15 protein-coding genes and 1 pseudogene are annotated in these 19,301 nt (G+C 45.6%); 3 read left to right on the forward strand and 13 right to left on the reverse strand.

Annotation, left to right across the window (positions count from 1 at the left end):
• Nucleotides 1-12 precede the first annotated feature (12 nt).
• The 8 genes from ACSR9A_RS10050 to ACSR9A_RS10085 form a co-directional block, all read right to left on the reverse strand.
• On the reverse strand, nucleotides 13-1,071 hold the full coding sequence (locus tag ACSR9A_RS10050; protein WP_473757023.1) for a Gfo/Idh/MocA family protein: 1,059 nt from the start codon (nucleotides 1,069-1,071) through the stop codon (nucleotides 13-15).
• A 57-nt stretch (nucleotides 1,072-1,128) separates the two neighbouring features.
• Nucleotides 1,129-1,995: a sugar phosphate isomerase/epimerase family protein gene (locus ACSR9A_RS10055; RefSeq protein WP_473757024.1), complete on the reverse strand. Its 867-nt coding sequence runs from the start codon at nucleotides 1,993-1,995 to the stop codon at nucleotides 1,129-1,131.
• Between the two features lie 128 nt (nucleotides 1,996-2,123).
• Complete coding sequence (locus ACSR9A_RS10060) at nucleotides 2,124-3,575, reverse strand: alpha-L-fucosidase (RefSeq protein WP_473757025.1); 1,452 nt, start codon at nucleotides 3,573-3,575, stop codon at nucleotides 2,124-2,126.
• Complete coding sequence (locus tag ACSR9A_RS10065; RefSeq protein WP_473757026.1) at nucleotides 3,572-4,606, reverse strand: asparaginase; 1,035 nt, start codon at nucleotides 4,604-4,606, stop codon at nucleotides 3,572-3,574. The genes ACSR9A_RS10060 and ACSR9A_RS10065 overlap by 4 nt, the downstream gene beginning before the upstream one ends.
• Before the next feature lie 42 nt (nucleotides 4,607-4,648).
• Nucleotides 4,649-5,365 carry a copper homeostasis protein CutC gene (locus ACSR9A_RS10070; protein WP_473757027.1) on the reverse strand — a complete coding sequence of 239 codons (717 nt, stop codon included), beginning with the start codon at nucleotides 5,363-5,365 and terminating at the stop codon, nucleotides 4,649-4,651.
• Nucleotides 5,362-5,505, reverse strand: a complete 144-nt coding sequence (locus ACSR9A_RS10075) for a hypothetical protein (protein WP_473757028.1) — start codon at nucleotides 5,503-5,505, stop codon at nucleotides 5,362-5,364. The genes ACSR9A_RS10070 and ACSR9A_RS10075 overlap by 4 nt, the downstream gene beginning before the upstream one ends.
• A gap of 322 nt (nucleotides 5,506-5,827) precedes the next feature.
• A complete protein-coding gene (locus ACSR9A_RS10080; protein WP_473757029.1) occupies nucleotides 5,828-6,763 on the reverse strand; it encodes an Rpn family recombination-promoting nuclease/putative transposase in 936 nt (311 codons plus the stop codon).
• Nucleotides 6,764-7,104: 341 nt separating this feature from the next.
• A complete protein-coding gene (locus ACSR9A_RS10085) occupies nucleotides 7,105-7,554 on the reverse strand; it encodes a hypothetical protein (protein WP_473757030.1) in 450 nt (149 codons plus the stop codon).
• Between the two features lie 262 nt (nucleotides 7,555-7,816).
• Here ACSR9A_RS10085 and ACSR9A_RS10090 point away from each other — a divergent pair, with 262 nt between their 5' ends.
• Entirely contained in the window at nucleotides 7,817-8,608 is a 792-nt protein-coding gene (locus tag ACSR9A_RS10090; protein ID WP_473757031.1) for a nucleotidyltransferase domain-containing protein, read from the forward strand.
• Between the two features lie 54 nt (nucleotides 8,609-8,662).
• Here the strand turns inward: ACSR9A_RS10090 and ACSR9A_RS10095 are convergent, their stop codons facing one another.
• Complete coding sequence (locus tag ACSR9A_RS10095; protein WP_473757033.1) at nucleotides 8,663-9,481, reverse strand: methyl-accepting chemotaxis protein; 819 nt, start codon at nucleotides 9,479-9,481, stop codon at nucleotides 8,663-8,665.
• 202 nt (nucleotides 9,482-9,683) lie between these two features.
• Between ACSR9A_RS10095 and ACSR9A_RS10100 the strand changes: the two genes are divergently transcribed.
• Entirely contained in the window at nucleotides 9,684-10,928 is a 1,245-nt protein-coding gene (locus tag ACSR9A_RS10100; protein ID WP_473757034.1) for a hypothetical protein, read from the forward strand.
• A gap of 86 nt (nucleotides 10,929-11,014) precedes the next feature.
• On the opposite strand, the pseudogene ACSR9A_RS10105 reads toward ACSR9A_RS10100, so the two are convergent.
• Together ACSR9A_RS10105 and ACSR9A_RS10110 are read right to left on the reverse strand one after the other, a co-directional pair.
• Nucleotides 11,015-11,881 (reverse strand): annotated as a pseudogene (locus tag ACSR9A_RS10105) (aldo/keto reductase); the annotation flags it as partial.
• Between the two features lie 109 nt (nucleotides 11,882-11,990).
• Nucleotides 11,991-13,886 (reverse strand): helix-turn-helix domain-containing protein, encoded by a 1,896-nt coding sequence (locus ACSR9A_RS10110; protein ID WP_473757035.1) that lies wholly within the window; start codon nucleotides 13,884-13,886, stop codon nucleotides 11,991-11,993.
• A 278-nt stretch (nucleotides 13,887-14,164) separates the two neighbouring features.
• On the opposite strand from ACSR9A_RS10110, the gene ACSR9A_RS10115 reads away from it, so the two are divergent.
• Nucleotides 14,165-15,019 (forward strand): DNA-primase RepB domain-containing protein, encoded by an 855-nt coding sequence (locus ACSR9A_RS10115; protein ID WP_473757036.1) that lies wholly within the window; start codon nucleotides 14,165-14,167, stop codon nucleotides 15,017-15,019.
• 108 nt (nucleotides 15,020-15,127) lie between these two features.
• On the opposite strand, the gene ACSR9A_RS10120 is transcribed toward ACSR9A_RS10115, so the two are convergent.
• Both ACSR9A_RS10120 and ACSR9A_RS10125 read right to left on the reverse strand, forming a co-directional pair.
• Nucleotides 15,128-15,361 (reverse strand): DNA-binding protein, encoded by a 234-nt coding sequence (locus ACSR9A_RS10120; RefSeq protein ID WP_341280516.1) that lies wholly within the window; start codon nucleotides 15,359-15,361, stop codon nucleotides 15,128-15,130.
• 645 nt (nucleotides 15,362-16,006) lie between these two features.
• Entirely contained in the window at nucleotides 16,007-18,712 is a 2,706-nt protein-coding gene (locus ACSR9A_RS10125; protein ID WP_473757037.1) for a glycoside hydrolase family 6 protein, read from the reverse strand.
• Between the last annotated feature and the right edge of the window lie 589 nt (nucleotides 18,713-19,301).

The following is a 19,301-nucleotide window of genomic DNA, read 5'->3' on the forward strand; positions in this document are numbered from 1 at the left end:
CGCCGTCATCTCCTAAAATTGTATTTCGCGTCCTTGACGTGCCGACTCGTAGATTGCACAAAGGATCTTCATGACTTCAACGCCGTCCTCTACCGGGCTCAGTGTCTCCTTGCGCCCCAATGCGCTGTCGATAAAATGGTTGATTTCATTGCAGAAGGAGCCCATGAAATCAAAGGACTTTGAATCGACCTGCGGCGTCATATTCAGGATCGTATCGAATTTTTCGCCGATTATTGAAATTTCCGGCTCCAGCTCGGCGCCGCCCTTGTCTCCGTAAAGCTTGACGGAGATTTCGTCCTGCTTGGCATGCAGTGTGAAGCTGACATCTACCAGCAAGCTTGCGCCATTTTCAAACCGAATCATTGCATTGGCCATGTCCTCTACCGTATTCTCCTTCGCATCGTAGTCAGCGGCTTTATAGAACGACAGATGGCGGATGTTGGAACGGTTGCCTAAGCGATTGGAAAGGTTGGCGGATACCGACTTGACCTTGGGCTTGCCCATTAAATACCAGCAAATATCAATAATATGCACACCAAGGTCAATAACGGGGCCGCCACCGGAACGCTCGATATCCGAGAACCAGCCGCCAGGGTTGCCAAGTCGTCTTAAACAGGATGCTTTCGCATAGTAGATTTCGCCAAGCTCGCCCTCTTCGATGAATTTTTTCAGAATTTGGGCATTGTCACTATATCGCCGCACAAACCCTACCTGCAGGAGCTTTCCACTACGATGCACCGCCTTCTCCACTTCGAGCGCTTCCTCGACGGTTTGGCAGAGCGGCTTTTCACACAGAACGTTTTTGCCAGCATCCAAGGCGGCAATGCTAATTTCGGCATGTGAGTTATTCCACGTACAAATGCTGACCGAGTGGATTTCAGGCAGCGCCAGCAGCTCCTTATAATCGGTGAATACTTTAGAAGCGTTATATTTTTTCGCCATTTCCTGCGCCCGGCCTTCGTTCAAGTCGCAGATGGCGTAGATTTCAACTTCCGGATTGCTGGCATACGCCTGCAAATGGCAATCTGATATAGAGCCTGCACCGATGACGGCGATTTTTATTTTGGACATTTTGCTTCCCTCCATGATCTGCTTTATGGCCTGTTCATTTGCTACTGGGCTTGATGCTTACGCTTCTTGCCAGAAACGGCGTACGTTGTCCATTGCTATTTTGGAGGCCGTTCTGCAATCCTCCATGCCTTCAAACTCAACGGAAATATACCCGTCATAGCCAGACTGCTTCAACACGCGGAACACTTCGTACATGTCGATATCTCCATGCCCCACAATTGCCCCCCGTAAATAATTGCCGTGCGCCGTCTGAAACCAGCCCGCTCCCGGGCTGCGATAGGAGGGTCTAAGGTAAAAATCCTTGGCATGAACCATCGAGGCATAAGGGATGTTATTTTTCACAGCGCTGACAGGATCTTCATCTACACAGAGGAAATTGCCGATGTCCAGCGTCGTTTTGAAATTATCCCGCGCTGTTTCATGCAATAATCGTTGGATTCGCTCACTGGATTGTACATAATACCCATGATTCTCTACGCTTGTTGTAATGCCGAAGCCTGCTGCATAATCAGCAATGGTGCGGCATGCCTCTGCAAGAATCGGCAGATCCGCCTCATACTGGGCGATCGTTCCCTCATGCGCGGGGCGGAAGGCGACGTCATGGCGCATTTTGGTGACACCCAGCGCTCTGGCTACATCGACATGCTTCTTGACGGCTTGAATTTCGTTCTCCAGCGCTTCGGGGCCGTCATTTGCAACAAAATTAGCTCCGATGGCATAATTGGAAATATCGATGCCCACTTCCTTGGCTGTCTGCACAATTTGATCAACCAACTCCGGATTGTCGATTAGGCTGTAGCCAATAGGAACGATTTCCACATGTTCCCCGCCTTGCTCGGCGATAAAACGAATCGCATCCGGTACGGTCATTTCTTTTTTATCCAAAGCTTGCTGAAGACTATATGTGCTGAGTCCCACCTTCATCTTTTCCCTCATCCTCTCCCGCATGTTTGTATCCTCACACCAACGTATACCCTTTTCCCGGTATTACACAATTCGCAATAATCGTCTACTACTCTATTTTCCAGTCTAGCCGCTCAAATCTGGGGCATCTACAATTGATTGCTCAAATAGACGCCCATCCAAGATAAAGTCGGACACCATCTCGATTCTTGTACGGTGAGACGGATTTTCCTCGCGGTTACCGGATCAAAGCAGCAAATGCGCTTATAGCCCACTATCGTCCCTTCATATAAAGGCTTCCAGCCATCCTCTTCAAAATATTCCAGCTGGAAACGTTCGATTCGTTGCCCCGTCTTAATATGTTCCTGGAGCACGATTCGGTCAAAGCGCTGTTCTTCCTGCAAATCCAGCTCGACCCAAGCCTGCTCCGTTCCTTCGCGAGGACACCAGAACGTATCCAAATCATCATTTAACAGCTGTGACACTGCGTGAGCGGCCCCAGCAGCATCCATCGTTTCCGACGCTTGTATTTCCACTTGAGGTTGTGCCGCTAAATTATGAGCAAAGGTGCTTCGCAAGGCGTCGCCCAGCTGCTGTAAGCGCTCTATATCATTTTCGTGAACGAGCCCGCGCTTATCCGGCGGAAGATTCAGCAGAAAAGTGGCATTGCCGCCGACCGAGCCATTATAAATGCTGAGAAGCTCTTCCAGCGATTTTACTTGATCATCCTCAGCTTCATGATAAAACCAGCCCGGACGGATCGATGTATTCACTTCCGCTGGGTACCAGATTAATTCGTCGTACTGTTTAGCAATCTCTCTGCTGCCTAGATCACTTTCCTGCGAGTTGATTCTATTCGCAAACTCACGATCATCCGCCTGTTGGGATTGCTCTTGGATTTTTTCATTATCCTGCAAATGGGCTGGCACGACACTCCACTCTGAAGCTCTTGTATGTCCCGCTTCATTGCCGCACCAGCGCACATCGGGGCCGCAAACGGAAATAATGGCATTGGGCTGCAGCTCGCGGATGACCGCATAGTAGCCGTCCCAATCATAAACCTGCCGTTTGCCATTAGGCCCTTCCCCGCAAGCCCCGTCAAACCACACGCAAAAAATATCTCCATAATTCGTCAACAGCTCTTTAAGCTGATTTTTGAAAAATTCATTATAACGCTCCGAGTCCCCATAGGAGGCTTCATGGCGATCCCATGGCGACAAATACACACCGAACTGGATTCCACCTTTTCGGCATGCCTCGGCTACTTCCCGCACCAAATCGCCGGAGCCATTTTTCCAAGGGCTTGCCGCTACCGTATGATCCGTATATTCACTAGGCCACAGGCAGAAACCGTCGTGATGCTTGCATGTCAAAATTAGCCCCCTCATCCCAGCCGATTTGCACGCCTCTACCCATTGATCAGCACTTAGCTCCGTCGGGTTAAAAACAGCGGGGTCTTCATTGCCTAAGCCCCATTCCTGATCTGTAAAGGTGTTTACCGTAAAATGAATAAAGGCATAAAACTCCAGTGACTGCCATTTAAGTTGACGTTCTGATGGCGACACGCTTGCCGCCGATTTTACCCATTGCGCTTGGATCATTGGGACCGCCTTCCTTCCTCGGTTCTATTCAGTTTAAATACCGCTTTATTGGTACCTACAACAAGACCGCCGTCGTTCTTGAGCTCCCGCGACGCAAGCTGGTACATCAGGTCAATTGTAACCCGATTGCTATAGTTTATCTGCTCCAAAACGGATGCAATAATCAGTGCCCATTCCTCTTCAGAGCCGTCCAGCACCTTCAATGCGAATGCCACTCTTTCCTTGCGAAGCGCAAACCCATAAATGCCTTTGGCACCGCCCTTCGCCACGATATTGCTATCCTTTAATAGGTTCGAGCATATGAACCAGGGAGCCGAAACCATATTATGATTTTCGTTCATCAGCCTTCCTATTTGTGAGGCCGCCTCTCGCACGCGATGATTCTCCAGCAAATCCGGGCAAGCAAGCTTTAGAAACATATTCGCTATTTGCCGCAGCGGCAATGCAAATACCGGAAAGCCGCAACCGTCCGTGCCTAACTGGATCTCTTCCGCTTTCGCCCCCGAAAATTCAGCAATTGTCCGTAAAATCTCTCTCTGCGCCGGGTGCTCAGGGTCCGCATATCCCTCTAATGGATATTCTTTTGCTTGGCATAACGCTAGCACGCCTAAGTGCTTGCCTGAACAATTATGATACAGACGACGCGGCGGCTGACTGCCCTGCAGGAGTGCATCCCGCGCCTGCATACTTAAAGGATACGACTCGGAGCATACTAGACACCGCTCCTCTACGCCTATTTTGGCAAGCATTGATTCCAGCGCTTCTACTTGATAGGACTCAGCGCGGTGCGAGGCTGTCATCAGGGTTTGTTCCTGATCCGTTAGGCTGTAAGTTTCTGGAACGCCATGCACAAAAGCTGGAATCGCCTGAAACGGCTTGGCCGCAGAGCGCATATAGGACACCCATTCCGGGTCACCCACACTATAGATGACTTCACCCTTATCATCGATTCCGCAAATATGACCGTGATGAATATTTTCAAGCGTGCCGCCTCTATATTCCTCTACCAAATGTGGGGCCATAACCTGCATAACTGAATCACCTCTTGTTATAGGATTAGGGGATTAACAATTTTAAAGTTCATTTGCCGCGTTCATTAAGTGCTGCTTTGCCCTTGCTACTAAATTTAGATTAACGGGCGAATGAAAACTGCCCTCGTGGCGTACTCCTGAGCCAAAATGCAGCTCCGTAATACCCGTATGCAAGACGAAAGAATGGATTTTATCTATGCTCAACCCAGCCCCGGCCATTACTGCAACGTTTCGTTCCTCGCCTCGTTTGTACAGCTCCTTTAATTCGTCTTTTGCCTCCAAAGCGGTACTCTTGCCACCCGATGTGAGTACCCGTTCAATCTGAGAGAACGCGCTTATGGCGTCTAACGTTCGGGTTAGGCTAGCACTCTCATCAATCGCTCGGTGAAAAGTAACGCCTAACCCTTGAGTCTCAGCCAAGCACTCCTGCAGCATCGAGAGATCCGCTTCACGCTTATCCGTCAAAGCACCTATAACGATTCCGGAGGCTCCCAGCCTACGGGCCGTATGAATATCTTTTTTCATTGCCTTCCTATCATCCTCGTTGTAGCAGAATGAGCGACTATGCGGCCGGATCATGACATACACTGGAATTGAAACGCTGGAAACCACCTGCTCGATGATACCAAAGCTAGGTGTGAGCCCGCCTTCTGACATAGCGCAAACCAGCTCGATGCGATCCGCGCCGCCCGTTTCTGCCGCTCTCGCGTCGGCCGCATTCACTGCGATTACCTCTAATAAGGGCTGCTTACTGGTCATAAAAAACACCGCCTTTGCTTTCCTGCGAACCATGCTGCCAGCACATCTCCATTCGGCAGCACCGCCACCGTAGAGGCATGGCTGCTCTGGAACGGCTGCCCTTCCCGGAAAATATATGGCTTGATCGCTTCGATCCGCATGATTTAGCGTATCCTCCTTCGTTAAAATAAGGCTTGCCAGCATGATTCATTTTTTGTTATTTTTGTTATGTAATATATAAGTGTCGTTATGTACCATCAGTCTAATAGGTTAGGCAGTAAACGTCAATTAGAAGTCATTAATGGTTTGCGGTACCGGAGTGAATTTCATGGGAAGGCTTTTTTATTGTTCCTCTTTTTTTATATGTATGGGTAAATACAAATAGTGCGCACCCAAAAGGATGCGCACTCGAACTTCATTTTTCATGTTGAATTAGGCTCAAAATCTCAAAGTAGGCAAACGCCCTTTAAGAACAGTCTTTATTTATTTTTTCAGATCGGCAATTTCCTGCTCCGTTAGCCCGGTGGCTTTAGATATCGTTGCTAGGTCCAGATTTAGGCTTAACATATTCTCCGCCACTTCTCTTATACCTGTCTTCATGCCTTCCTGTAGGCCTTCCTGTAGGCCTACCTCCTTACCCGCCTTTATACCTTCCTTCATACCTTCCTCCATGCCTGCCTTCATACCCGCTTTCATACCTGCTTGCATACCTGCTTGCATCGCGCTATCCATCATGGATGCTTCATCATGCAGATACTTCTGCCTGGCATCGTACAATCGTCTGGCGTCTGAATCTTGGCTCAAATATTGCAGTGTATCCATCGCCTTCTCTAAGCTCGGCTCATTCATTCTCAGTACCTCCCATTGTGATGTATTGGCCCCTTTTAAAAACAGCAGCCAGTTGATCAACCCACCCTCTGATGGAACAATACGTTCATCCAGCTTAGGAAGCTCCAAGAAATGAACCTCAATATCATCATTTAAGGATATTCCTGTCCGATCCTCACGCAGATGAAACACATTGTGATATTGATCGTTCTTCAAGAACGAATAGTTTAAAATGTTGATCGTCACGCATTTTTTAAGCTCCAGATATTTGTCGCCCTCACTAAGTTGGCTCGCATATCGTTTGCTCCAATAAAACAGCGTTCGTTTCTCTATGTCATACTTATTGAAAAGCTGCATCTCAATATCAATCAGCTTGCCTTCCGCAGTCTTGGCATAAACATCAAAAATAGACTGTTTATCAAGTGGATCGTCTTTATCCGTATAGGGATTCATAAGAATAATCTCAGTCAGCGGAGGTTCTCCAGCTTCAATAAAAATACTGTTCAAAAACGCTAACAACACATCTTTATTGTTTTCGCTTCCAAATATCCGTTTGAATACAAAATCCACACGCGGGTCCAACAAATCCATCGGCATCAGCTCCATTCGTTATTATTATATCATTTTTCCGTTTATTTGAACCTCGTAAAGATGTGTAGAGTTACTCTCACACCTAGTTAAAAAATAATGTTCAAATGAAAAAGGCACCCTTTAGGGCGCCTTCACTGATTCTAATTATGGAGTCTAGAGGTGGTCGATAATCGCCGTTTGCTCAAAAAGCTCCCAATGACAGCAGCTGTCATCCAGCTTATCCCCCGTTTGCTGAAAACAATAAAACTCTACAACCTCAAGGAGGCTATAGAGTTTCTATTGGTGGAGGCAAGCGAAAAAAATTCCACGGTGCCTACCGTTTTTTTATGTTTACTTCCTTGTCACGGTACCCAAACATCCCTTTTGTAAAAGGTTACGCTGTAAGCTGCCGTGTCGCTGTATCGTCCATCTTTGCTTATTACTTTAAAATATACATTATCGTAGTCGACAAGAACCGTATCTGTTCCTGACGTATTCGTAGAAGAAGCAACCAAATTTCCAGCACTGTCATAGGCGTATAAATCGTAATCATAGCCGGAAGGAGAACCCAGCACGACAGATTTGCCATGCCCTCTGAATGTAAAGTAGTCTACATCTGTTGGGGATGATAAATAGGACCAAGCACTTCCTCCCCAGTATGCCAGACCATAAGGAGTGGACACCGTTTGCGTTGGAATTTTATATGCTGTGCTTAAAGTGTCATTCGACTCGTAATTATCCGCCCAGGCGGCACCTGCAATTGAGCCTGATAACAGTGTTAACATAATAGCAGAATACAATGTTTTCTTCATTTCATTCTCCCTCCATTTCTTTTGATAGATTAGTAAGGCAACGAGACTTCAAGCTTCTCACCTTTCATAGAAACGCCTACTCTTAAAAGGCCACCATCTACCTCCTATCAAAATATGGAATTAATTTGATTATAATGTAAACGGATACATATTGTCCACTTTTTTGTTTTCACTTGGCGGCCATAAATTGACAACGGACATTCGAGATGATAAGTTGGCGTAATACCCATTTTTGTGGGTCATATTATAAGGGGTGTTTGATATGTTTTTACCTGTGCACGAAAGATTCATCCATCAAGCAAAGGAAAAACTCAGCAAGGATCAACGAGTTCGCGGCCTTCTTGCAGGCGGCTCCATGATGACGAATACGATGGATGAGTATAGCGATTTAGACTTAATCATCGTTTATAACTCAGCCTACCAGAATCAAATCATGAATCAACGGATTACCATTGCTGAAGGCTTGGGCGAGCTGCTTTCTGGATTCACAGGTGAACATGTCGGCGAGCCTCGTGTGGTGATTTGCTTATACGGACCAGAACCACTGCATGTCGATCTTAAATTCGTTACATTGGAAGAGCTTGAAATACGAATCGAAAACCCTCTTATTTTATGGGAAAGGGCTCAGGAAATCAGCAGCATTTATGAAAAAACCTCTCCCTCCCATCCTTACCCGGATGCCCAATGGATAGAGGACCGTTTCTGGGTCTGGGTCCATTACGGCGCAACGAAGCTGGGAAGAGGAGAATGGTTTGAATTCATTGACCATCTAACCTTTATTCGCGGCTCTGTCTTAGGCCCGTTGGTATTAATAAAGAATGGCCAGCTGCCTAGAGGCGTCAGAAAACTGGAACAGTACGCCATTAGTGAAATAGAAGAGCTAAAAAAGACAATTCCTTCGCATCATTTCGAGAGCTGCTACCATGCATTAAAAAGCACAATCGATCTATATAAAAGCTTGCGTCAACAATCGGATACACTCGTTTTAAAGGCTCAAGCGGAGCAGGTTTCTATTGCATACCTCGATAAGGTGTATGCTTCTTCGGATCATTAGAAAGCAAAAAGAGCACCTGACACGGTGCTCTTTGCTCTTTTACCGGATAATCGGTTACAACTTCTTTGCGAATTGATTGAGCTGCTCCGACATGCGATGAACCTCTTCGATAAAATCCAAAACCTGTCGGGATGATACGGCCTGCTGATCAACAACGGATGTCATACTTTCGATAGATGCACGCATTCCGCTTATTGCCTCTTCAAATGTTTTCAGAGTATGCTGAATCGCGTTTGTAGAGGTAAGCGTCTCATTGGACAATTTCCGTATTTCACTGGCTACAATGCCAAAGCCTTTGCCTCGATCCCCTGCATGGGCTGCCTCAATCGCCGCATTAATACCTAATAAGTTCGTCTGATCCGCTACTTTTCTGACAATCGACACCACTTTCCCCGCCTCATCTACCTGCTCTACCGTCCGATTGGCGAGTGAAAGAAGCTGCTGGGCAGACGCTGCCAGAGTAGCGGAGCTATCGGCGACTTGTGAGAGTTGATTGTTGGCCTGCGATAGTGAAAACGAAATTTGATCGGCAATTGCTACTAACTCGCTCTGTTTTCGAAGCTGAATGGCTATGCCGCCGATCACATTGCCATTGATGTCATGAAGCGGTGTTGCCGTCCCAATAAATTCAAAACCGTAAAAGGTTGCAGGAACCTCTGCCCTTAGCGTTACATTATTTCGAATTGCATGCATTAACGGTTCCTCATGGTGCAGCGGTTGACCAACACGTATGTGCAAATCAATATTTTCGCCAGCCCAATAAGCAATAAATTTCTCTGTATCACAAATAGCAATCGATAGTTCAGCAGGAACTGCCTCTTTAAAGATCGGAACCAATGCAATCATAGTTTCCAGAGATTCAATACGGTTCATCTTGGATTTTCCCCAATCCGTGTCTATATATAGAAGCTTCAATATTTTAAATATAACGCATAAGCTAAAAATACGCCATTTATTCATAGGTAATGGAGAGTGGAAGCAATCTCACATTTTTCTATGTGGGGAAATATCCCAAATTATATGATATAATCACCATAGATAATGAATTACATATGATTAGGAGGATTCTACTTTAATGAGAAAGTTTGCATTACATATTCAATTGTTAACTCTGATTGCCATTGTGACAACCTTCTTTTCGCATAACGTATCTGCTGCTGACTTTACAGAGCTTCCCGAGCCACGATGGACCATAACGGTTCCAGATCACGCATCAACAACTATTTTAGACAGAAATTACTACTTTCTAGGAAAAAAATATTTTCCTATCGTATCTGATCATAACGGTTCTCGTACTGGATATATGTTTCAGGATTACAGCCCCGGCGGAAAAAGCAAATCCACTTACAGGATGATGGCTTTTGACGATACGACGGGAAAACAAAAATGGATACGCAACTCGCCTCACGTGTACAATGCATTCGATATAGACCGTAACGGGAACTTATATTATGTAGAACAGGTGAAAATTGAAAAGAAAAATGTCAGAAAGCTAGTCGCGCTTGATTCAAACAATAAGCAGCGATGGTCGAAGACTCTTGACTATAGTTTTAATTGGTACGTGCTTGATGATGGACGCATTGCTACTATTGATACAATTCAAGATAAGAGCCATTTAGTTCTTTATTCAACGGAAGGCAAACAGCTTCTTAATCGAGAATATGATGGTGTTATACGCCACATCCAAGGAAATTATGTCGGCTCCGCTAACTATGTAGGGGCTGCAACGATTTTAGATATCTATTCTATTTCGGCTAACAAAAAAATCACGACTGCAAAATACCCGCAGGATTATTTTAGCTATATACATGCTGACTTTGATGTTCTCAGTGGTGGAACGCTACTTGTTCCGCTATTAGATGCAAAGACCGGAATCGAAACTCTATACGGCTATTCACCTGAAGGTAAAAAGAAATGGAGCCGCATTATGCCGACACCTGAGTCTGATCGTAAAGATAGATTGTTCATGTCCCTAGGCAATCACTATCTGGTTCAGGATAAAAACACGCTTACCGTCTACGATACAAATAATAAGCTTATCGCAACGAGAACCTTCGTTGACTTACCTGACCAATACACGCTGCAGCTGCTAGGAAACCAAAGTATCGCCTTCGGTGGTGTCGTGTCCAAAGGCTCTTGGTTTGATTTTGAAAAACCATCAAAAGCAGTCTTCTACGTAGTCGATTCTCGCACGCTCAAAACGCAAAACTCGTTAATACTGGAGCAAGCTCGGTTTGCCGAGAGAAATATTCGATTCTTGAATGCAAATACCTTTTATCTGGATATGGGTACGAGTCTTGCAAAGTATGAGCTGAAGTAAGAATATGAATGTCGCTTTGTAGCTGCGCACTATTGATAAACAAACAGTGACTCTCCACGGAAGAGAGTCACTGTTCGTTTTTTATCTTACCCATCAAGCAGGGTCATCTGTTCTTGCATATATCGAGTACCATGAACGACATGTTTAGGACTAACATCTTCAATACGAAGCAGGTCCTGAGCCGTTAGTTCAATATCCACGGAAGCGGCATTTTCCTCTAAATATTTTATTCTTTTGGTGCCCGGGATCGGTAGCGTACCATTTGCCAAGGTCCATGCGATTGCCAATTGTGATGGAGTACCATTTTTTTCTTGGGCAATTCCCTTAATTTTGTCTGCGACTTCTACATTTTTATTGAAATTATCACCCTGGAAACGCGGCATATATCTACGAAGATCATTAGGTGCTAAATCTTCAAAACTTCGAAGCTCACCTGTAATAAAGCCCCTGCTCAGTGGACTGTAAGCAACATGGGTAATTCCTAATTCTCTTACCGTAGGGAGAATCTCGTCTTCAATATCCCGGCTCCAAAGCGAATATTCACTTTCTAACGCCGAAATGGGATGTACCGCATGTGCACGACGAATGGTGGAAGCCGATGCTTCCGAAAGACCGAGATAACGAACCTTCCCCGCCTTAACCAACTTAGCCATTGCTCCGACTGTCTCCTCGATAGGGATATTGGGATCTACACGATGCTGATAATAAAGATCAATATACTCTGTATTTAATCGGCGCAAGCTATCTTCCACTGCTTTTTTTACATAATCGGGGTGTCCATCAATTTTTTCATAATTCGGCGTATAGGAAAACTTTGTAGCAACAACAGCCTGATCTCGCCGTCCTTTGAGTGCTTGGCCAAGCAGCTCTTCATTATGCCCATTCCCATAAACATCCGCGGTATCGATCAGCGTAACACCTAACTCTAGAGCACGATGTATGGTATTGATGGACAGCTTGTGGTACTTATTCTAGGGCAAAATGTAGATGAAAAGCAAAAATCCACAACCTTAAGCGGTTGTGGATTTACATAGCAGAGACAGGAAGCATTTATTTTTTCATTTATTTGTTACCTTCAACCAGCAAATCAACGATGATATCCAACTGATGTTCGACTGAGATCGGATCACTGAGAAGAAATGTATTGAAATCAATATTGTAGATCTTTCCTGCTTTCCCTGCTGGAGAGTTTTTAATGAGCTTCTCCACTTTCTTCAACTCTTCCTCTGCTCCTTCATTTACAGCTAGAAATAACCGATCGCCTATGAAATCAGGAATGACCTCGGTAGATATTTCCCATGTTTCTCCATTAATAACATCCGTCTTTATTTTTTCGGTTGGCTTCAAGCCCAGGTACCTGTAAAGAATGTTGCCTCCCATATTGGTATCACCGTAAATAAAAACAGCATTAGGACGCACATTCAAAATCGAGAAGGTTTCATCAGCCCCAATAAACGGGGTAATCTTCTCCTTGTAATCGGCTATTTTTGCCGCAAATGCCTCATTCCATTGCTTGGCTTCCCCTTGCTTGCCGAGAATATCCCCAAACATTTCAACATCCTTTATCGGATCGTTGTGCTGCTCTACAACAATGGTTGGTGCGATCTGGCTCAGTGCTTCGTACCCGCCCTCTACTGCCTCTGCGAATGGTACCGTTGTAACAATCAGATCAGGCGCAAGCGAGAGAATCTTCTCCGGATCAGGCGGAATACCAATATCTTCAATACCGGAAGTATCGCTTAACAGCGGGTTACTCAGAATGTAGGTGGTTGCACCTACTGGCTTTACCCCAATTGCCATTAGCTCACCCAAATGAAAGAGGCTGACCACCCGCTGAGGGTTCACAGGAATTTCCGTTTTGCCTTTCAGATGCTCGTAAATACGTGTTTCTGCAGCTGTGCTTTCTGTAGCGACACCTGCTGAAGCAGGCTGGGAGGCTACTGCCCCTGTATTGCTGCCTGTCTGACATGCATTCAGCAGCATGGTTGTGCATAATAGCAACATTGCTCCGAACGCTGGTCTTGAAAATCTGAACATCGATGTGTCCCCTTCCCCATTGCATTGATAACAAATCTCATTCTCATTATGGGAAACAAGCTTCGGGGATACAATAGACGATTTTAATAGACGTAATGGATTATTCTGAACCGCCTGCCGATTGTTCTCTCTAAATTGAAGAGGTGAGCAGCCCGTGTGCTTTTTAAATAAGCGGCTAAAATAATAGACATCCGCATAGCCAACGCTGCTGGCTATTTCCTGAATACGCGCCTCCGATTTGAGCAGAAGCTGCTTCGATTTGTGAATGCGTACATGAATCAGGTATTCAATCGGACCGGTTCCTATCTGGTTTTTGAACAAGCGAGATAAGTAGCTCGCACTGCAGCTGTAGATCCCGGCTAATTCCTCGGCTGTAATCGAATTCCTGTAATGCTCTTGAATGTAATGAATCGCTTCGGTTACCAAGTTCGGCCTGCTGTTTTCCGTTTTTAACGTGCGGATTTGCCGCATAACCTCATATACAAACGGCAGAAAGACAGACTGCGCCTGAAGCTTTTCCATTGGGGTAGCTTGCTGCCACAGGTGATTCATCGTTTTACACTTCTCCTGCAATGGCAGCAACGCATAAGGCGTGAATGCATAAGGCATATGGAAGCTCTCCCGATCCTCCGGCAATTCACAATCAGCTTTGTACAGAATCAAAAAGCATTCAAAATCGTTTCCTAGCGGCATAATACCCAGCTCCGCTTCCTTTCCTCCGTGCAGAATGTGGTGGGATTGGGCTCGATAGACCGCTCCCGATAGGCTCACTCTTGCCTCTCCACGAGTAGTAACTACAAAAAAACTGCTATGCGCCACATAGCGCTCAGGGACATTTCCATGCTCCACACCATATTGTCGAATATCCAGCAGTCTAACAGCGGCTCGGCTCCACCGTTCGATGTGGGCTTCCCAATCCATATGTTTCTCCCCCTTTCACTGTTTGGGTAAATTCAGCCACACCCTCAGCATTGCCCACTTGCCCAATTTCTTTATCTTGAGAGCTTATATTTATTATATTGAAAAAATCATGCTCACCTACTTTTGATGTCACCCTAGCAAACGCCCTGACTATTTGATTAGCCTATCTAATGTTGAAAAATGGGTACTCTCACTTACACTTGTGTCCGCTTGCCAGAATATGATTGTTTAGAAAAGGACCAAAAGTGTAGCGCATGCTTTAAAGGAGATGTGGTTTAATGACACCGCGATTAAGTTCAACGACATATTCCAGAAATTTGCGAAGATTTTCCAGTCACGCAAGCTACTTTATAAAAAAACTAGGCTGTAGACAGAACGAACAACTGTATTTCACTTTAGTCCATGACGATAAAAACAAAAATAAAAGATACAGTACTTCATTAATTCACCCAGCGATGACACTGCATAAACCTCTAAGTCTACTTGAAAGACGCACTTCTCAATTCACACTCTTTACCAAGAGGAATAAACGCATACATGTTCTCAGTCAAAATAAAAAAGGTTATGCCGTATTTATGGAGATCAATTACCGTGAAACAAGGACTAGTGATTTCAAAAAAATCAGAGCACAGTTCATCGATGTAGATCTGAACAAGATTTCCATGCATTTAGACACAAAAGAACAAGTGAAGCAGATGATTGAATCGATTCACTCCGACCCTGAAGAACAGCTTCAATCGATTACAGTTAAAAGAAATAAAAAAGGCCAATACCATCTGTTAGCTCTGCGAACAAAACAGAGAGTAACGCAATTGAAGAAGGCGTTTATAAAAAAATTCAAGCTTCAAATTAAGGATACGATGATCATCGAAACTAAAAACGGATATCACATCTATTGGGTTGTTCAAGGCGCATCCGTAAGCAAATTCGTTCCGATTCAAAAAGCATTAGCCCAAAAATTCAGCTCTGATCCCCTGATAACCAATTTATCAAGAGTCATGCGTATACCTGGCTTTTACCATATGAAAAATCCTAGAAGCCCTTTTATCGTAAAGGTTAGACAACTGGGCAGGAAAAAGCCTTTTTCCCAAGAGGAAATTATTCAGTCTCTAGCATTAAAACCTTTTAATTAACTTATATAAATTGAGCTTAGAAAAGCTGTTAGTATGTCTAAAATAGTAAAAACCCCGACCTTTTGCGGTCGGGGATTGTGTGGATTTCGTTTACGGGAGTACCCTGTACTAAACGGCCCTATTCGCTACAATCTCGTCTATTTCACATTTCAGCAACAGATATCTATGGGCACTTCTCATGATCGGGACTTTTGTTAAGTTATATTTATCCACGAAGATCTTCATTTGGTCTTTGGAGAGACCCATTAATCCTCCTGCCTCCGTTACGGTTAATACAACTAGGTTGCTCGTTGCATTAAACGTCTTTTTCACTTTAAGGTTCCAGTCTTCAAATCCATTCATATTGAGTTCCCTCTCTCGTTCCTAGTCGATCGGAATACTTCATTATAGCATGATTTCAGACAAATACTGATTCTATTCCGTATATCAAATCCAAGACAAAACCCGTCATCACGACAAATTGATCATTGTTCCTAATGCAAGGATGTTGATGAGCCCGTATAAAAACACCCCTATGTGCATGAACACAGATCTTATGCCCCATTGCCTCTTTGTCAAAAACACACCTCTCTATAAATAACGCTTACGCCTCTTTATCATTAGCTAATGGGCATATCCTGGTTTACTAGCTCCATCCTAAAACCAGCAAAACCAACTATTAGCTGAACCTTTCTGCATCTTACAACAAATTCCTCCCATGTATACTAAAATAAAAGGACAGCTAAAATTTTTCTTAACTGTCCTTTTATTCAATACAACCAGGTTGTTACTGAAGATCTCCCAACAACCTTCGGATTCCAAATTATCGATGCAATGGTTGGCAAGTACAGTAAATAAGACGCCCTCCGTTTCGTTAAAATTGTAAAAGAGACGTTCCAGAAGTCATGAACATGACTTTGAAACGTCCCTGCTTGGTGATGACGATCTGCCTACGATTTTAACTCTGACCCATTCGTCAATCAGCTCTGGAGATTCTTTTTCTGTCCTTTAAGGCTCAATTCCCCACACTAGGCTGCCGCCTTTATAGAGGGTCACCTTGTTCCAGTCTTGATAGGATGTTTTGGTTGAATCGTAGGAATAATCATTCGTTTCGTCAAAGTTGGTCCAGTCCGTTTTGTACATGCGGAGCTGGATATCCCCGGATTGTCCACCGGCCTGAATCGCTCCGGCTCCGGAAGTAAAGCTGAGCTCTACATACGTATCGGTAAACATGCGCTGAATGTTGGTACCGCCAACCTGAGCCCAGTCAATGGCCGAGTCCATAGCTGCGGTGCCTTCCTTCGAGAAGTAATAACGGATTTTCAGATCACTCAGATTTACAGCCGTGTTGCCGATGTTTTTGATATTGAAATACGGCTTGATCTGGTTGTCTGTCGCATTGCTATCTCCCGCACGGTATTGCAAAACCAGATTACCGGTCGGAACAACCACGCTTAGCGGAGTTGCGGAAGCAGCGGCAGAATTGGCACTTTCACCCGCAGCGTTCACAGCACTTACAACATAGTGGTAGGTCATGCCGTTGGTCAGACCTGTATTCGTGTAGGATGTGCCGCTCACATTGGCAGCAACCGTAGTGAATGGACCAGCCGCACTCAGCGCACGTTTCACGTTATAACTGGTCGCCCCTGCGGAAGCCGTCCAAGACAAGCTGATCTGTGCATCGCCTGCTGTGGCCGTCAATGCAGTAGGTGCAGCAGGAGCGGTGGCTACAGCTACCGGCACAGCACTTTTTACAGCCGAATTCGCACTTTCACCTGCAGCATTTACGGCACTGACCACATAATAGTAGGTTGTTCCGTTGGTCAAGCCTGTATTGACATACGATGTGCCGCTCACATTGGCGGCAACCGTAGTGAATGGTCCGGCCGCACTCAACGCGCGTTTCACGTTATAACTCGTCGCCCCTGCAGAAGCCGTCCAGGACAAGCTAATCTGCGCATCGCCTGCTGTGGCCGTCAATGCAGTAGGTGCAGCAGGAGCGGTGGCTACAGCTACCGGCACAGCGCTTTTCACAGCCGAATTCGCACTTTCACCTACGGCATTTACGGCGCTGACCACATAATAGTAGGTTGTTCCGTTGGTCAAGCCCGTATTGACATACGATGTGCCGCTCACATTGGCGGCAACCGTAGTGAATGGTCCGGCCGCACTCAACGCGCGTTTCACGTTATAACTCGTCGCTCCTGCGGAAGCCGTCCAGCTCAGTGACACCTGTGCATTGCCTGCTGTCGCAGTCAGTGCTGCCGGAGCCAATGGAGCGGTCGGTTCGCCGACATTAGTAGCTGGAAGAACAGGGAATGCGTTTTGCACCAGCATGACGAATTGATTATGGAACCAGTGGCCGGATACTGGAGCGTTAGGAAGCGCGCCCGTCAATACCCCATCACTAGTTGTAAACGTTGGATCACACATCCGGTCGAACCCTTTGCCTTCATTGTTCGGAATTTCCGAACTGGAGCCGTCAGATTCACCTGGAGGTTTGACCCACACATAGGCATCCAAATGGGCAGGCCCCGGTGCCGCCTTAGGTGCTTCACCTATACCTGCTCCACTGTTGTTGCACCAGTTCCCCCGGTGATTCCGGCGATCCACACGCCCAGAATTTACATAGGTGTTAATATCACTGCCTATAGCCGAGGTCGGACGGTTTACTCCTCCCCAACCATTGCGGCTGGTATCAATCAGGAAGCCTACGCTTGTCGGCCAGCCTGCCTGTACAAATCCGCTATACAATGCAGCCGTAAAATCGGTTTCATCAAAATACGGATTCCACTCATAATACTTGGACGACCTGATCGGTTGTCCTCCAATGTTCAAATCCGGGTTGGACAGATTCGGTTCGTTCAGCGGTGTGCTGTTCGCCGTGTTGGTAATGAAGCCGTCTACGCTATTCAGACCAGCCACTGTCCCTTGGACAACGCTCGTATACAGCGAGATTGTACCTGTCCGGTTGTTATCCCATCCGAGCCAGCCGGAGTGACCGATATCCAGATAGTTGTACACATTCGGAATGGCATGCAGTTTGTCCAATGCATATTTCACGCCAGCTTCGTAGATGCCTGTCGAACTGGCTTGAGCACAGGCTGGCGTATTGAGATTGGTGACCAGGTTAGGCAAACTGTCCGGTTCAATGATGGCAATGATGCGAATATCCTGATACTTGGGTTTGGCAAAAATACCTGCGATGACATCAATATAGTCCGTTTTGTACGTTAGCAATGCGGCCTGCGTCAGTGGTAATTCACCGTTGGACGCCAGCGCATGGCAGTCCCGGCCCGGCAGATTGTAAATGACGAATGAAGCGGTAATCGGAGTACCCGCTATCTTTTGAGCCAGAGCAGCATCCAGATGCTCCTCGATACTTTTGCGTCCGGCATTGTTCGCCCCGCCATTAATGGCGGCAATACGGTCAATCCAAACTGCAGTTGGATAAGATTTGACCGTTTCCATCTTTGCCTTTAGCGACGCATCACTGGTAAGCCCGATGGATGTATCAACAAGGGTGGAATAATCCGGGTTCAGGTATCCTGTAGCTCCGACAAATGGATTGTTCTGATGCGCTTCCGCAGCCTGGATCGTTCCCGGGGCCATACCATGGAAAATACCCCCGACAAGCATCGCTATTACAAGTATTTGCTTAATACCTTCACGGAGAGACCTACCCGCATTAAATTTGGTTTTCAATTTTGTCATTATGGATCCACCTTTCCTTTGGTTAAATTTATTACATATTCGTAATTGATCCTCTGTGTCAGCATGATGTGTATGCATCCTAGAGAACGTACGGATGAGCTGTGGATTTTCACCTCCGGCTGAAAATGATTGCGCTTGCAACAAGGCGAGCAGCTAGCCTTTAAGCTGCAAACAGAGAAACAGAAGTGGGTGACTGAAGATGCAGATCAGTTTCCTTGGTGAGGGGTACCGCTTGTGGGTAAATGCGGGTGATCATCGGTGTAAAAGCTTCAGGACATGTAACCGGGTTTCAAAAGGGAAGCGCTTACTTTTTGAGGTTTTAAAAAAGGCTGGCCCTCGATATAGACTTCACATCGCATGTTCACCTCCTTATGAATCCAATTATACTTTATGGATATATTACTGTAAATTGGATTAATTAAAATTAATGATATTTAATTCCAGAAGATAGGCAGGGATTCAGAGAGTTCGCTCTCTATGCTGATTGCAGCCGTATATTCGCCTTTCATCCTCGTTGTAGAAGACTTATGAAATCTATGAAAGAGCATATACTCTAATATAACACCCATTTTTTCTTAAAAAATCGTAT

This window comes from Paenibacillus sp. R-74696 (assembly GCF_055814915.1).

Excerpts from the sequence above, each read along its gene's own strand:
- ACSR9A_RS10050 (WP_473757023.1), bottom strand. The coding sequence starts at position 1,071 with ATGTCCAAAATAAAAATCGCCGTCATCGGTGCAGGCTCTATATCAGAT.
- ACSR9A_RS10055 (WP_473757024.1), bottom strand. The coding sequence starts at position 1,995 with ATGAAGGTGGGACTCAGCACATATAGTCTTCAGCAAGCTTTGGATAAA.
- ACSR9A_RS10060 (WP_473757025.1), bottom strand. The coding sequence starts at position 3,575 with ATGATCCAAGCGCAATGGGTAAAATCGGCGGCAAGCGTGTCGCCATCA.
- ACSR9A_RS10065 (WP_473757026.1), bottom strand. The coding sequence starts at position 4,606 with ATGCAGGTTATGGCCCCACATTTGGTAGAGGAATATAGAGGCGGCACG.
- ACSR9A_RS10070 (WP_473757027.1), bottom strand. The coding sequence starts at position 5,365 with ATGACCAGTAAGCAGCCCTTATTAGAGGTAATCGCAGTGAATGCGGCC.
- ACSR9A_RS10075 (WP_473757028.1), bottom strand. The coding sequence starts at position 5,505 with ATGCGGATCGAAGCGATCAAGCCATATATTTTCCGGGAAGGGCAGCCG.
- ACSR9A_RS10080 (WP_473757029.1), bottom strand. The coding sequence starts at position 6,763 with ATGGATTTGTTGGACCCGCGTGTGGATTTTGTATTCAAACGGATATTT.
- ACSR9A_RS10085 (WP_473757030.1), bottom strand. The coding sequence starts at position 7,554 with ATGAAGAAAACATTGTATTCTGCTATTATGTTAACACTGTTATCAGGC.
- ACSR9A_RS10090 (WP_473757031.1), top strand. The coding sequence starts at position 7,817 with ATGTTTTTACCTGTGCACGAAAGATTCATCCATCAAGCAAAGGAAAAA.
- ACSR9A_RS10095 (WP_473757033.1), bottom strand. The coding sequence starts at position 9,481 with ATGAACCGTATTGAATCTCTGGAAACTATGATTGCATTGGTTCCGATC.
- ACSR9A_RS10100 (WP_473757034.1), top strand. The coding sequence starts at position 9,684 with ATGAGAAAGTTTGCATTACATATTCAATTGTTAACTCTGATTGCCATT.
- ACSR9A_RS10110 (WP_473757035.1), bottom strand. The coding sequence starts at position 13,886 with ATGGATTGGGAAGCCCACATCGAACGGTGGAGCCGAGCCGCTGTTAGA.
- ACSR9A_RS10115 (WP_473757036.1), top strand. The coding sequence starts at position 14,165 with ATGACACCGCGATTAAGTTCAACGACATATTCCAGAAATTTGCGAAGA.
- ACSR9A_RS10120 (WP_341280516.1), bottom strand. The coding sequence starts at position 15,361 with ATGAATGGATTTGAAGACTGGAACCTTAAAGTGAAAAAGACGTTTAAT.
- ACSR9A_RS10125 (WP_473757037.1), bottom strand. The coding sequence starts at position 18,712 with ATGACAAAATTGAAAACCAAATTTAATGCGGGTAGGTCTCTCCGTGAA.